Raw genomic sequence first — 13,207 nt, forward strand, 5'->3', positions numbered from 1 at the left:
TAACGACATGCCGGCCGTACCCTCCTTTCATGCCGCTGCGGCGATGATGGTTACCGTGGCGATGTTCGTCGCGTTTGCGCGCGGACGGCTGTCGACCGAAATCATCTCCCTGCTGACCATCGCGGTGATTGCGGTGGGGCTGTACTTCTTCCCGTTGCCGGGCACCAAGCCGACGCAAGGGCTGGAACTCGCCTTTTCAGGCTTTGGCCACTACGCCCTGATCACGATTTCTGCGCTGATGATCATGGGGCGCGGGCTTGTGGTGACCGGCGCGCTCGAACCGGCTGCGCGTCTGCTGGAACGCGTGTGGAAGTTCAACAAGCACGTTGGCATGCTGGTGTCGCTGCTGATCGCCGCATTCCTGTCGATGATCGTCAACGACACCCCGGTCATGGTTCTGCTGATCCCGATTTTCGTCAGCCTGGCCAGCCGAGGGGCGATGTCGGCGTCGAAGACCCTGATCCCCCTGAACGCCGCGGTCCTCATTGGAGGCATGGCCACCACGATCGGGACATCGACCAACATTCTGGTCGTCTCGATTGCGCGCGATCTCGGAATGCCGGAAATGAGCGTGTTCCACTTCACCCCGATCGTGCTGATGGCTTCGGTTGTCGCGCTGCCATACGTCTGGCTGGTGATGCCGAGGCTTCTGCGGGATAACCGGACCCTGGCGGACAGGGAAGAACGACGGTTTGTAACGCGGCTGCGGATCCCGGCAGGAAGCGATCTCGTGGGGAAGGGCTATGACGAGATCCTGAAGCGGCTGCCGGATGATTTTCGCTTCGAGGAACGTCCTGCCGGCCTGTTCGAAGCAGGCCAGCGGTTGCGGATTTCCGGAACGCACGACGGGCTGCAGGAAGCGATCCGAATTCTGAAGGGCCAAGTCGCACCTGGATGGATTCTTGACCGCATCCAGCGCACGTCCGCGCAGCAGAGTGAGGATATCGGGGTTCAGGAAATGGTCGTGACGGCCGACTCCCGCCTGCTCGGCCGGACGCTTGCGACCTCTGGAATTGCGGATCTGTACGGGGTCGCGGTGCTCGGCATTCATAAGCCGAAGCGGCTGCTTCACGCGGACGATGCGCAAGACGCGCAAGTTAGCGATAACTCCATCGGCGAAGGCGACGTCCTGCTGGTGATGGGCCTTCGATCAGGGTTGGAAGAGTTTGCGCTGACCGACGGCCTGCTGGCGCTGGAAGGGGGGCAGGAAGTCCCGCGCCGGTCCAAGGCGCTGGTCGCGGCCGTGATCATGTTCGGCTCGATCGCGCTGGCCTCGCTGGGTTTGCTGCCGATTGCCATTGCGGCCCTTGGCGGGGCCATCCTGATGTTCATCACCGGCTGCGTTCGCTTCGACCGGGTGGGCAGGGCCCTTTCAGCCAAGGTGATCGTGCTCGTTGCAGCCAGTATCGCTATCGGGCGGCTGATCCTCGACACCGGGGCGGCCCAGTGGCTGGGGGAACTGCTGGGCGCAGGGCTGCAGTATCTGCCTCTCTCAATCGTCCTCGCCGCGATCATGCTGTTCGTCACGCTGCTGACCAACTTCTCGTCCAACGCGGCCGCGGCAACGGTGGGCACGCCGATCGCCATCAATATTGCGAACCAGCTCGGCGTTCCGGCCGAGCCGCTGGTCCTGGCGGTGCTGTTCGGTGCGAACCTCTGCTACGCAACCCCCATCGCGTACCAGACGAACATGCTGATCATGTCGGAAGGGGATTATACCTTCCAGGACTACCTGCGAACGGGAGTGCCTCTGGTCCTGCTGATGGTCGCGACACTCTCGTTCCTGCTCGTCACCACGTACGAGATGTAAGGTCAGATCTCCTGGCGGGGCGCGGCTTCACCGGATTTCGCTTCCCTGCGGTTGTGGCGGACTGACCACCACAGCGAAATCCCGATCAGAGTCGCGCCGATCAAGCCCGTGATCGTCTCCGGAATATGGAAACGCGCCGAAAGCAACATGATCGCGCCCAGCGCGATGATTGCCCAGAACGCGCCGTGTTCAAGGAAGCGGTATTCGGACAGCGTGCCCTTCTGAACCAGCATGATGGTCATGGAGCGGACGAACATGGCACCAATCGACAAACCAAGCGCGATCACGATCATGTTGTTCGAAAGCGCGAAGGCGCCGATCACCCCGTCAAAGCTGAACGAGCTGTCGAGCACCTGCAGGTAAAGGAATCCGCCGAGTCCGGAGCGGACGGCGGCTCCTTGCAGTTGCGCTGCTTGCTCCCGTGCTTCCAGGATGGTCCCGATGGCTTCGACCGCGATGAACGTGACGATCCCCAGAATTCCAGAGGTAACGAATGTCAGCGCTTCTTCATCGGGAAGCATGGAGGCGATGCCCCACAGCACCAGCAGCAGCAGCGCGATTTCTGCCGCAGGAACGGCGGAAAACCGTGCCAGACGCGATTCCACCACGGCGATCCAGTGCACTTCCTTGTCGGCATTGAAGAAGAACTTCAGCCCGACCATCGCCAGGAAGGCGCCACCGAAACCGGCGATGCCGACATGCGCGGACGAGACGATGCGCTCGTACTCCTCCGGGTTGTTGAGCGACAGGTGGATGGTTTCCACCGGGCCGAGGCCCGCGGCAACGGCCACGATCGCGAGCGGGAAGACAACCCGCATCCCGAACACCGCGATTGCCATGCCCCAGGTGAGGAAGCGCCTTTGCCAGACTTCATCCATTTCCCGGAGCACGGTGGCGTTCACCACCGCATTGTCGAAACTCAGCGAGATCTCGAGAATCGAGAGGACAACCACGATCCACAGAATCTTGGCCGTGCCTTCAAGGCTTTCGGTCGAACTGATCCCGTACCACGTGGCCAACCCGAGGCAGAAGAGCGTGAAGAGTATGGAACCGCGATAAAAGGCAAGCACTCGGCGCTCCTCGTGAGACGTGACGGTAGGGATGTAGATTACTTGGCTTGGTACGTCTGTTCCGGGCCCGGGAAAGTCCGTCCGCGCACTTCGCTCGCATAGCTCTCTGCGGCGGCAGAGATCATCTCGGCCATCTCGCCATATCGTTTGACGAACCGGGGCACACGCTCAAACATGCCGAGCATGTCCTCGGTCACAAGAACCTGGCCATCGCAGCGGACCGAAGCGCCAATGCCGACCGTGGGACAGGCGACGGCTTCGGTTACCGCCACGGCAATCGGCTCCACCACACCTTCGACTACGAGGCAGAAAGCTCCCGCCTTTTCCAAGGCCTTCGCATCTCCGACGATCTTCTCAGCTTCGGCATCGCTTCGGCCGCGGGCGCCATACCCGCCGAGTACGTTCACCGCCTGCGGGGTCAGGCCGACATGGCCCATGACGGGGATTCCGCGGCGAACGAGGAAGTCGACCGTTTCAGCCATGGCTTCTCCGCCTTCCAGCTTGACCGCCGCGGCGCCTGTTTCCTTCAGCAGCCGCGCCGCGCTTTCGAACGCAGCTTCCGGGGACGCCTCATAGCTGCCGAACGGCATGTCGATAACGACCACCGAGTGATAGCTTCCGCGCACGACTGCCGCTCCGTGCAGCGCCATCATCTCCAGTGTCACCGGAATGGTTGAGGGCAGGCCGTAGATCACCTGGCCTAGCGAGTCGCCGACCAGCAGGATGTCGCAATGTTGATCGAGCAACTGCGCCTGCCGCGCGGTGTAGGCGGTCAGAACCACGATCGGGTGTTCGGTCACGCCGTCGCGCTTGCGGTCCCGGATCGCCGGCACGGTCAGTCGGCGCATCGGCTCGGGCATCGGATGCGCACGGCTGGCGGAGGTATCGATCTGGAAAGTTGACATCGGCCCGCTTTAGACGCGGCAGGAAAGCGGGGAAAGCCCGCAGATTACGCCTTGTGTTCACCAAACGCGGCGCTAGCTTCCCGCGCGGCGGACAAGCGCGGATTCAGCTCGTCCGTGGGAGGAAACGTATGATTTTCGGCCGTGTAAAGCCGCTCGATGCCATTCTGGAAACAGCGCAGAAGAAGTCCCTGCATCGATCCCTGGGCTGGTTCCAGCTGACCCTGTTCGGCATTGGGTCGGTCATCGGTACAGGGATTTTCGTTCTGACATCCGCCGGTGCGCAGAAAGCCGGGCCGGGCCTGATGCTCGCCTTCATAATCGCCGGCATGGTCTGCATCGTTGCCGCGCTCTGCTACGCCGAGATTGCCGCGATGATTCCGGTCGCGGGTAGCGCCTATACCTACAGCTACGCGACGGTGGGCGAGTTCGTCGCCTGGACGGTGGGCTGGGCGCTGATCATGGAATACGCGATCGCCGCTGCCGCTGTGTCGGTCGGCTGGTCGGGGTACTTCACAGGGACCATTCTCAACGAATTCATGGGAATAGACTTACCTGCCTGGTTGCGGGCCGGTCCGCTGTTCCTGGGAGGCGAAGCCGGAGGTGTCATCAATCTTCCCGCGATGGTCATCGCGCTGCTCGTCACGGCCCTGCTGATCGTCGGCACCAGCGAAAGCGCGAAGGTGAACGCGGTGCTTGTGGCGATCAAGGTGATCGCCCTCGCGGCGTTCGTCGCCCTGACGCTGCCGAGAGTCGACACGGCAAACTTCAATCCGTTCCTTCCCGCCGGCGTCTTCGGCGGTTTCGGAACCGGAGTTGGCGCGGTCGGCGCGGCGGCGACCATCTTCTTTGCCTATGTCGGGTTCGATTCGGTTTCGACCGCGGCGGAGGAAACCCGCGATCCCCAGCGCAACGTGCCGATCGGGCTGATCGGATCGCTGCTGTTCTGTACGGTGTTCTACATCCTTGTGGCGGCGGGTGCCGTCGGCACCATCGGGGGGCAGCCGATCCTCGGGCCGACCGGGGTGCCTTTCCCGGCCGGTTCGGAAGAGCTTGCCCGCCAGTGCGCCATGCCGGAACATGCAGCGGCTCTGGTCTGCTCCGACGAGGCTCTGGCGCACGTTCTGCGGCAGATCGGGTTCTCCTGGGTTGGCAACATGCTCGGGATTGCAGCGTTTCTTGCCTTGCCTTCGGTCATTCTGGTGCTGCTTTTCGGCCAGACACGTATCTTCTTCGTGATGAGCCGTGACGGCCTGTTGCCGGAAGTCCTCAGCCGCGTGCACCCGCGCTGGAAGACGCCTTACATCGTCACCGCGATTACCGGAGCGGCCGTGGCAGTCGGGGCGGCGTTCTTTCCGGTAGGGAAGCTGGCGGATATCTCGAACGCCGGTACGCTTTACGCGTTCACCCTGGTGGCGATTGCGCTGCTGATCCTGCGCAAGCGGGACCCTGAACGGAAGCGGCATTTCCGCGTTCCTGCCGCCACGCTTGTCGGACTGCTCACGATCGGAGGCTGTATCTTCCTGTTCCTCAACCTGCCAACCGAGGCGATGCTGTTCCTGCCGGCATGGGGCGCGCTGGGGTTGCTGGTCTACTTCCTCTATGGCCGGCGGCACAGCCATCTCGGCAAAGGGATGGTGGAGGTGCATGAGCCTGAATATGCGGACATGGAGCCTGACATCCCGGGGGTCGACGATACCGGTCGTTAAAAAGGTTCGAGCCAGCAGGGGATCCCCTGCTGGCTCGTCTCCTGTCAGGACCTGAGGCCGGCGGACTGCTCCACCTGCTCCGGCATCGGCCTACAGCGTCGTTTTGGTATTTTCCTTGCGAGCTTCTGCGCGAACGTCTTTGCCAAGCATCATCCTGGCCGTGGTGAGCATGCCCAGATCGCTGTTCCAGAGTTCCGCCGTGCCCAGATCCATACGTAGCATCAGCAGGTTCGGATCGTCCTTGCCGCCCGGGAAGTACGCTTCCACGAAGTTGCTCCACTCCTCGTTCAGCCTTTCGCGGCTGAGTTCTTCCCGCAATGTCCCATTGAACCGCGCAAAGATGTCGTGCCCCTTGCCTGCGAAAGTTGCAGTTGCAGGGCCACCCTGGGCAAACGTGTGGTCGCGGCTGGTAAAGAACCAGATCGCGCTGTCTGCGTCCTTGTCCAGCTGAGCAGTCATCGGCACGGCCGTGTGCGGATCGCTATCGAGCTGGAGGAAGACATAGGGCGAATCGGCCAAGGCCTTCCAGAACTTGTGCTTGAGTTCTTCGGGCTTGCCATCCTTGTAATTCATCATGCGCCTCCTTGCTTCTTCTGGCGAACGGGCACTTGGCCGGGTTGTTCCACCAGGAGAGCAAGGGCGCCTGCCGCACCCGTTAGCGGCAGCGAAGCTGCTTTTCGGCCTCTTGGCCCGACAGGGCGCCAGCGGCAGCACCCAAGACGGTCCCGGTCGTGCGATCGCCGGCCGTATCGACGGCCCTTCCGGCCAGAACGCCGGCGACACCGCCGACAATCAAGCCGGTCTTGCCGTCCTCACGCCGGCAGTAGTACTGGCCATCGCGTCCGCGCCAGACCTGGTCCGACGAGATGCGGCGCGGTTCGTAGTAGCGGCCCTGGCTGTCGTACATCTGTGACTTCTGGATGCGGTTCTTCGGCACCGGTGCCCAACGCGGCGAACCGGCGGTAACAGGTAAGGCGGGAACAAGCAGCGAAGCTGCGGCGATGCCGAGAAGAGTGTTCCTCATGATCCTGACTTTCCGTTGAAGTTGGTTATTGCTTCACAACGAAGAGCTTCGTTCAGCGATCCAAAAATGCGGTTTATCCGATAAAGTTTCCGGCTTGTGCTGCCGAATGTGAGTCGCTTGGACGTGGCGACAACAACGGCGCGAAGCCTCCGAGGACTTCCGCTCGAGTTGCCAGCTCCATCTCTTGCAACTCAGTGGGCCCTCTGCTTCTCCTGGCGGCGGCACTCGGCCCAAGTGTTTCGTCGGGAGAAGCAAGGGTGCTGCCACACCTGTCAGCGGCAGCGCAGCTGCTTTTCAGCCTCGCGGCCCAGCAAAGCGCCGGCCGCCGCGCCGAGGACCGTTCCAGTGGTGCGGTCGCCGCGCGTATCGATGGCTCTTCCAGCCAGTAGACCGGCGGCACCCCCGACGATCAAGCCGGTCGTGCCGTTCTCACGCCGGCAGTGGTATTGGCCATCACGCCCACGCCAGACCTGGTCCGAAGAGACGCGGCGCGGTTCGTAGTAGCGGCCCCGGCTGTCGTACATCTGCGACTGCTTGGCGCGCTTCCCGTGCGCCGGGGCCCAAGGTGGCGGATCCGCCGCAGCAGGGACAGCCGGAAGAAGCAGCGAAGCCGCGGCGATACCGAGAAAAGTAATCCTCATAATCCTGACTTTCCGTTGCAGTTGGTCATTGCTCCACAACGAGGATTTTCGTTCAGCGATCCACAACCCCAGATTAACAGAAAAAAATTTTCGGGGGCGCCGCCAAACTGTTGCGGGCATGTGACAGGCGAGGTGAGCCTACCCGAGAGCGGCCTGTTTCTCTTCTGCCAGCCGGTCCAGTTCCGCCCGGGTTTTCTTCTCCGCCGCAGTCTTCAACTGCCCGCACGCTGCATCGATATCGCGGCCGCGCGGCGTGCGAACCGGGGCCGAGATGCCCCCCTCGAACACGATTTCCGAGAAGCGGCGAACCCGCTCCGGAGTAGAGCATTCGTAAGGCGCGCCGGGCCACGGGTTGAAGGGGATCAGGTTCACCTTGGCCGGTAGCTTGTAGTGCTTGATCAGTCGGACCAGCTCACGCGCGTCCGCATCGCTGTCATTGCGATCCTTCAGCATGACATATTCGAACGTGATCCGGCGCGCGTTCGAAGCGCGAGGATAGGCGGCGCAGGCTTCCAGCAGCTGCTCAATCCCGTACTTTCGATTGAGCGGCACGATCTCGTCGCGGATTTCCTTGTTCACGGCGTGAAGGCTGACCGCGAGGTTGACCCCGATTTCTTCGCCGCAGCGCTCCATCATCGGCACCACGCCGCTGGTAGACAGCGTGATGCGCCGCTTGGACAGAGCTAGGCCGTCGCCGTCCATCACCAGCTTCAGCGCGTCGCGCACGTTGTCGAAGTTGTACAGCGGCTCACCCATGCCCATCATGACGATATTGGTCAGCAGGCGACCGTCCGCCGTATACTCGGCCGTTTCCTCTTCATCCGCATCCGCCCCCTCGGCTTCGGCGAAGTCCATCCGTCCTTTCGGCCATTCGCCGAGTGCATCGCGGGCCAGCATCACCTGACCCACGATCTCCCCGGGCGTAAGGTTGCGGACCAGCCGCATGGTTCCCGTGTGGCAGAAGCGGCAGTTCAGCGTGCAGCCGACCTGGCTCGATACGCAGAGCGTTCCCCGATCCGCATCGGGAATGAACACCATTTCGAAATCGTGTCCGTCGGCCGTGCGCAGCAGCCACTTGCGTGTACCGTCGGTGCTGTGCTGTGCCTCGACCACATCGGGCCGGCCGATGACGAAGCGCTCGGACAGCCAGGGACGCATGGTCTTGGCGATATCGGTCATCGCGTCGAAACTCGTGACGCCCCGATGATACAGCCAGTGAAATACCTGCTTGGCCCGCAGCTTGGCCTGCTTTGGGTCGAGGCCAGCCTGCGCGAACAATTCGGCGATCCGCAGCTTTGGCAGTCCGATCAGGTCCACGCGGCCATCCTCGCGCGGTGTGATGTCGCGAGCGACGGGCACGGGATCAATCTGTCCCGGGATCGGCATGAGAGCGGTGTCGGTCATAAGTGGGCGATATAGGGTGAGCTGTGCTCCGTGGCAAAGATGCACGATGAATTGGTGGTGCGCCGCGGCAAAGCGGCAACTCCGCTGCATTCAGGCTCGCATGGAGATCAGGGTTCCGGCTTTCTGTCGGCTTTCTGTCACGGCTCGCCGAGTGCGAGTGTTGCACAAAAGCATCGGCTTTTCCGTTGTGCTGTGTTCATGAAACCTCACTCCTTCCGGCTCATTCCTCTTGCCATGCGGCGTGTGTCGCAGATTGAGTAAGTAACGGAGTTTACGAATGAAAAAGGGTCTCACCCTAGTCGCTGCCGAATCTGCGGCGGTGGTTGCCACCCCTTCCTTCGCGCAGTCGATCTACTCGGATTTTTCAGGTCCGTGGGTCGCAGGCGTTGCCGGATATGACAGCAACAAGGCCGGGAGCGAGCAGTACGACAACCTCGATCCTGACGTGGACCATTCGGCTGAAGGCATCGTCTACGGCGTCGCCGGCGGCTACGATGTTGACATGGGGAATGTCGTAGTTGGTGCCGAAGCCGAACTGACGGATTCGACCGCCGATTCCGACTACGACAACAACTTCACCAATTTCGGCCTCGGCAGTGTCGATACCGGGAGGGACATCTACGTCGGTGCTCGCGCAGGCTACAAGATCTCGCCCGCTACGTTGCTGTACGTCAAGGGCGGCTACACCAACGCCCGGTTCAACTACGTCGGCGGTGACGGCACGACCGACTACGATCGCAACTTCGACGCCGATGGATACCGTGTCGGTGCCGGGGTCGAGCGGAAGTTCGGCAGCAACGCCTTCGGCCGGCTGGAGTATCGCTATTCCAACTACAAGGAAGGCGAACTGGATTTCGAGGCGGAAGGCATTGCCGATAGCGACCGTTTCGACATCGACACGGATCGCCACCAGGTCGTGGCCGCCGTCGGCTGGCGCTTCTGATCCAACGACGTGAGCATCGGCGGGCCGGAGGGGCAACCTTCCGGCCCGCTTCTTTGCGTGGGATCACCGCCTGCGGAGCGCCGGCCCTTGATGTAATGCAAAGCGGGTGCTGCGGACCGACCGCCCGCACCGCGCGTGTCAGCCGCCTGCGGCCGGGTCCGGGTACCGGATCGCCACGACTTCCCATTCTTTTTCACCTTCCGGCAGCCGGACCGTGCGCAAATCGCCCACGGCGGCACCGCGCAAGGCACGGGCAATCGGCGCGCTCCAGCCGATCCGTCCGTCGGAGGCGTTCTGCTCGTCATCTCCCACCAGCGTCAGGGTGCGTTCGTTGTCGTCTTCGTCAGCGATGGTCACGGTCGCGCCGAAAAAGGCCCGGGACTGATCGGGCTGGCTCGCGGGATCGATGACTCGCGTGGCTTTCATCCGCCGGGCGAGGTGGGCCAGTTCCCTGTCGATCTCCCGCATCCGCTTGCGACCGTAAAGATAGTCGCCGTTCTCCGACCGGTCGCCATTACCCGCCGCCCAGCTGACGATCTCGACGATCTCCGGACGCTCCTTACCCAGAAGATGGTCATACCGCGCCTTGAGCGCGGCGTAGCCGGCCGGGGTGATCGGGTGGGAAGGAGGAGGCATCTGCTGCCGATAGGCGAGTTCGTCCCGCAGGCAAAGGCGAGCCGCTGTGGGCGGCCCGCCTTTGCGCAGGGATCACGTCAGCGCAGGAACTCGCGAAGCTGGCGAGTCCTGCGGGCGCTGGCCTTGTCGGGGTGCAGGGTTTCATACACCGCGGCGTTTTCCAGCACGCGCTGCACGTAGTTGCGCGTTTCGAAAAACGGGATCTGTTCGATCCAGTCGATCCACTGGATCGAACCTGTTCGCGGATCGCCGTTCGCGCGCAGCCATTTGTTCACGTTGCCCGGTCCGGCGTTGTACGCGGCAACGGCGAGCGGGTAGCTGCCGTCGTAGTAGCCGAGCATCCGCTGGAAGTAGCCATCGCCCAGCCGCACGTTATACGCCGGGTCCTCGATGAGGGAGGAAGACATATAGGTCATCCCGCTCCTGCCCGCCTGCTCCCGAGCAGTCCCCGGCATCAGCTGCATCAGCCCCCGCGCACCGGCATGGCTGATCGCGTTCTCGGCGAACTGGCTTTCCTGGCGGGAAATTGCGTGAACCATCGTCCAATCCGTGCCGGAAGGCGTGACCAGCGTCGGAAAACCGAGTGAGATCAGGCTTTCGTGGCCGTCAGCGGCCGCCGCATCGGCCAAGATGACCGCCAGGTCACGCCGCCCGATATTCTGGGCCAGCTCCATCGCCAGCTGGTAGTCGGCGGGCGTTTTCGCCTGATTGGCGAGTTCGCGGTAGAACCGGATGCCCACGTTCCATGGAGCGTCACGCGCTACTTCCATCACCGCCTGCGTCAGCGGCCTGGCCATGAACGTGGCCCGTTCCGCTTCGGTCGGAACGATGGGCTGGCGCTGCGGGATCGCCACCGGGCGGCCAAGCTTTTCCAGGGCCAGCATGCCGTAATACCGGTCGGAATAATCCGCCGCCATTTCGAAGTAACGTTGGGCGTCGGCTGCCTGGCCGGCCTTTTCGGAAGCCAGCCCGGCCCAATAAAATCCCTTCGAGCGGGTCTGCGGCGTTCGGGCCGCCGCGCCGTAGCGGTAGAACAGCGGGGCTGCACCGGCGGCATCGCCCAGCTCCCACAAGGCACGGGTTCCACCAAGCCACATCAGCGAAGTGTAGTCGTCGCGCAGCTTGTAAGGCTTGGTGGAAATATCTTCACCCGGAGCGAAAGCATCGTCGACCGAGGCGGCAATCCGCTGCGCGCGCTGCCCCGGGGCCAGCCGGGCCACGTTCAGCAGCTCGCCGATCCAGGCGGTTTCATCCTGCGGGCGAGAAGCGAGCGGGGGCCGGTTGGCGAGCAGTTCCACCGCCTGGGCATCGCGGCCTTCGGTCCGCAGCTCCCGTGATCGGTTCCACAAGTATCCGGGATCGGTCAGGGCCGCCGCGTCGGATGTCCATCCGTCGCCGCCCTGCAGAATTGCCAGCCGCGCAGTAAACAGCCCGCGCTTGTCAGGCGAGGTATAGGCGAGCAGCCGTTCGGCAGCCTGCCGGTCCCGCGACCAGAGCAGCGCGTCCATCCGCGCATCGTGATCGGCCTGCGTGAACTGAGTGCCGTACATGGCCAGGATCGCCGCCTCGACGGTACTGTCCATCGACCCGCCGCGCCAGGCGGACCGAGCCATCTCCACCGCCTCAGCCGGACGGGTGCCCATCAACGCCAGCGCGTACTGTGCCCGTGCGGGATTGGTCAGCGGAGGGAAGCGATCGAAGAAGGCGACGAGACGATCGTTCGGCACCTGCTCCGCATCGAGCCGCGCCTCTGCGTAGGACCGCAGCTTTTCCTCGTCGGGAAGTCCCGGATAGGTGAGCAGGAACCCGGCGTAATCGCCGAAGCTGTAATTCTTGTTCGCCGAAAGCTGCTGCCATTGCGCGATTGCCGGAGCAATTCGCCCCGGCTGGCGCGATACGAGCTGCGCGCGAGCATTGTCCCAATCTGCGGCAGTCCAGCTCGCTGCTGGCTGCACGATTACGGTTTCCTGCTCCGCGGTTGCCGGCGCCGAAGCGACGAACAGCGGGAGGGCAAGAATTGCGATGTTTTTAAAAGGAAGTCCGACCATGCTGGACATTCTACCCACGCTCTCCTTATCAGTCGCTGAACATGGTACGGTTGAGGCGTGCAGCCGATCCCGCTTCCCTCGATATTGTTCCAAGAAAAGGGGATAAGTAAATGTTTTCGGGCTCGATTCCGGCTTTGGTCACCCCTTTTTCCGGCGGATCGTTCGATGAAGGCGCGTTTCGCCGCCTGATCGAATGGCAGATCGAAAACGGCAGCAGCGCGCTGGTCCCCTGCGGCACGACCGGGGAGGCTTCGACCCTTTCGAACGCGGAACACCACCGGGTGATCGAATTGTGTGTCGAACAAGCCGCGGGCCGTGTGCCGGTGATCGCCGGTTGCGGCAGCAACGACACCAAGAACGCGCTGCTCCACATGAACTTTTCGAAGAAGGCGGGCGCGTCCGCCGCGCTGTGCGTCGCCCCCTATTACAACCGGCCGAGTCAGGAAGGCCTGATCGCGCACTTCTCCTACCTTGCCGAACATTCCGACCTGCCGATCATCCTGTACAACGTCCCGGGACGCACGGTGACCGACATCGAGCCGGAAACCGTCTGCGAACTGGCCAAGCGCTTCCCGGATCGCATCGTCGGCATCAAGGATGCGAGCGGGGATCTAAGCCGCGTGGTCGATCACCGGATGGGTATCGGCAAGGATTTCTGCCAGCTTTCTGGCGATGACGAGCTCGCGCTGCCGGCGAACGCCGCAGGCGCGGCCGGGTGCATATCGGTAACCGCCAACGTCGCGCCCGCGCTGTGCGCCCAATTCCAGCGGGCCTGCGCCGAAGGCGACTTCATCCGGGCCCGCGAATTGAACGACCTTCTGTACCCGCTCCACTACGCCATGTTCGAAGATGCGAGCCCGGCGCCGGTGAAGTATGCCCTCAGCCGCGTGCACGACTGGCTGACCGACGAGGTGCGCCTTCCGCTGACTCCGTGCAGCGACCGGGCGCGCAAGGCGGTGGACGAGGCGCTGGAGCACGCCAGGCTCGTCTGACGAGGCCTGAACTCTTCTGATCAGACCC

Annotated in this window: 12 protein-coding genes; 4 read left to right on the forward strand and 8 right to left on the reverse strand. The window is 63.0% G+C overall.

Annotated features, from left to right (window positions below):
• Positions 1–7 precede the first annotated feature (7 nt).
• Positions 8–1,810 carry an SLC13 family permease gene (locus tag ELY13_RS04390; RefSeq protein ID WP_126172680.1) on the forward strand — a complete coding sequence of 601 codons (1,803 nt, stop codon included), beginning with the start codon at positions 8–10 and terminating at the stop codon, positions 1,808–1,810.
• Positions 1,811–1,812: 2 nt separating this feature from the next.
• Here the strand turns inward: ELY13_RS04390 and ELY13_RS04395 are convergent, their stop codons facing one another.
• Both ELY13_RS04395 and panB read right to left on the reverse strand, forming a co-directional pair.
• Positions 1,813–2,880: a DUF475 domain-containing protein gene (locus ELY13_RS04395; RefSeq protein ID WP_126172681.1), complete on the reverse strand. Its 1,068-nt coding sequence runs from the start codon at positions 2,878–2,880 to the stop codon at positions 1,813–1,815.
• A gap of 38 nt (positions 2,881–2,918) precedes the next feature.
• Positions 2,919–3,785, reverse strand: a complete 867-nt coding sequence (panB, locus tag ELY13_RS04400; protein ID WP_126172682.1) for a 3-methyl-2-oxobutanoate hydroxymethyltransferase — start codon at positions 3,783–3,785, stop codon at positions 2,919–2,921.
• A gap of 128 nt (positions 3,786–3,913) precedes the next feature.
• Here panB and ELY13_RS04405 point away from each other — a divergent pair, with 128 nt between their 5' ends.
• Entirely contained in the window at positions 3,914–5,491 is a 1,578-nt protein-coding gene (locus ELY13_RS04405; protein ID WP_126172683.1) for an amino acid permease, read from the forward strand.
• Positions 5,492–5,581: 90 nt separating this feature from the next.
• Here the strand turns inward: ELY13_RS04405 and ELY13_RS04410 are convergent, their stop codons facing one another.
• The 4 genes from ELY13_RS04410 to rlmN form a co-directional block, all read right to left on the reverse strand.
• Complete coding sequence (locus ELY13_RS04410) at positions 5,582–6,064, reverse strand: pyridoxamine 5'-phosphate oxidase family protein (protein WP_126172684.1); 483 nt, start codon at positions 6,062–6,064, stop codon at positions 5,582–5,584.
• 82 nt (positions 6,065–6,146) lie between these two features.
• A complete protein-coding gene (locus ELY13_RS04415; protein ID WP_126172685.1) occupies positions 6,147–6,515 on the reverse strand; it encodes a glycine zipper 2TM domain-containing protein in 369 nt (122 codons plus the stop codon).
• A gap of 272 nt (positions 6,516–6,787) precedes the next feature.
• Entirely contained in the window at positions 6,788–7,156 is a 369-nt protein-coding gene (locus ELY13_RS04420) for a glycine zipper 2TM domain-containing protein (RefSeq protein WP_126172686.1), read from the reverse strand.
• Between the two features lie 138 nt (positions 7,157–7,294).
• The gene (gene rlmN, locus ELY13_RS04425) at positions 7,295–8,560 is read right to left on the reverse strand and encodes a dual-specificity RNA methyltransferase RlmN (protein ID WP_126172687.1); all 1,266 of its coding nucleotides are present in this window, start codon (positions 8,558–8,560) and stop codon (positions 7,295–7,297) included.
• Between the two features lie 277 nt (positions 8,561–8,837).
• Between rlmN and ELY13_RS04430 the strand changes: the two genes are divergently transcribed.
• Complete coding sequence (locus ELY13_RS04430) at positions 8,838–9,503, forward strand: outer membrane protein (RefSeq protein ID WP_126172688.1); 666 nt, start codon at positions 8,838–8,840, stop codon at positions 9,501–9,503.
• Positions 9,504–9,641: 138 nt separating this feature from the next.
• On the opposite strand, the gene greB is transcribed toward ELY13_RS04430, so the two are convergent.
• Together greB and ELY13_RS04440 are read right to left on the reverse strand one after the other, a co-directional pair.
• Positions 9,642–10,139 (reverse strand): transcription elongation factor GreB, encoded by a 498-nt coding sequence (greB, locus tag ELY13_RS04435; protein WP_126172689.1) that lies wholly within the window; start codon positions 10,137–10,139, stop codon positions 9,642–9,644.
• 77 nt (positions 10,140–10,216) lie between these two features.
• Entirely contained in the window at positions 10,217–12,196 is a 1,980-nt protein-coding gene (locus ELY13_RS04440) for a lytic transglycosylase domain-containing protein (protein ID WP_126172690.1), read from the reverse strand.
• 101 nt (positions 12,197–12,297) lie between these two features.
• Between ELY13_RS04440 and dapA the strand changes: the two genes are divergently transcribed.
• Entirely contained in the window at positions 12,298–13,179 is an 882-nt protein-coding gene (dapA, locus tag ELY13_RS04445; protein ID WP_126172691.1) for a 4-hydroxy-tetrahydrodipicolinate synthase, read from the forward strand.
• Positions 13,180–13,207: the final 28 nt, after the last annotated feature.

This window comes from Altericroceibacterium xinjiangense (assembly GCF_003958635.1).
Lineage (GTDB): Bacteria > Pseudomonadota > Alphaproteobacteria > Sphingomonadales > Sphingomonadaceae > Altericroceibacterium_A > Altericroceibacterium_A xinjiangense.

Coding starts and splice junctions, on each gene's coding strand:
- ELY13_RS04390 (WP_126172680.1), top strand. CDS start 8: ATGCCGGCCGTACCCTCCTTTCATGCCGCTGCGGCGATGATGGTTACC.
- panB (WP_126172682.1), bottom strand. CDS start 3,785: ATGTCAACTTTCCAGATCGATACCTCCGCCAGCCGTGCGCATCCGATG.
- ELY13_RS04405 (WP_126172683.1), top strand. CDS start 3,914: ATGATTTTCGGCCGTGTAAAGCCGCTCGATGCCATTCTGGAAACAGCG.
- ELY13_RS04410 (WP_126172684.1), bottom strand. CDS start 6,064: ATGAATTACAAGGATGGCAAGCCCGAAGAACTCAAGCACAAGTTCTGG.
- ELY13_RS04415 (WP_126172685.1), bottom strand. CDS start 6,515: ATGAGGAACACTCTTCTCGGCATCGCCGCAGCTTCGCTGCTTGTTCCC.
- ELY13_RS04420 (WP_126172686.1), bottom strand. CDS start 7,156: ATGAGGATTACTTTTCTCGGTATCGCCGCGGCTTCGCTGCTTCTTCCG.
- rlmN (WP_126172687.1), bottom strand. CDS start 8,560: ATGACCGACACCGCTCTCATGCCGATCCCGGGACAGATTGATCCCGTG.
- ELY13_RS04430 (WP_126172688.1), top strand. CDS start 8,838: ATGAAAAAGGGTCTCACCCTAGTCGCTGCCGAATCTGCGGCGGTGGTT.
- greB (WP_126172689.1), bottom strand. CDS start 10,139: ATGCCTCCTCCTTCCCACCCGATCACCCCGGCCGGCTACGCCGCGCTC.
- ELY13_RS04440 (WP_126172690.1), bottom strand. CDS start 12,196: ATGTCCAGCATGGTCGGACTTCCTTTTAAAAACATCGCAATTCTTGCC.
- dapA (WP_126172691.1), top strand. CDS start 12,298: ATGTTTTCGGGCTCGATTCCGGCTTTGGTCACCCCTTTTTCCGGCGGA.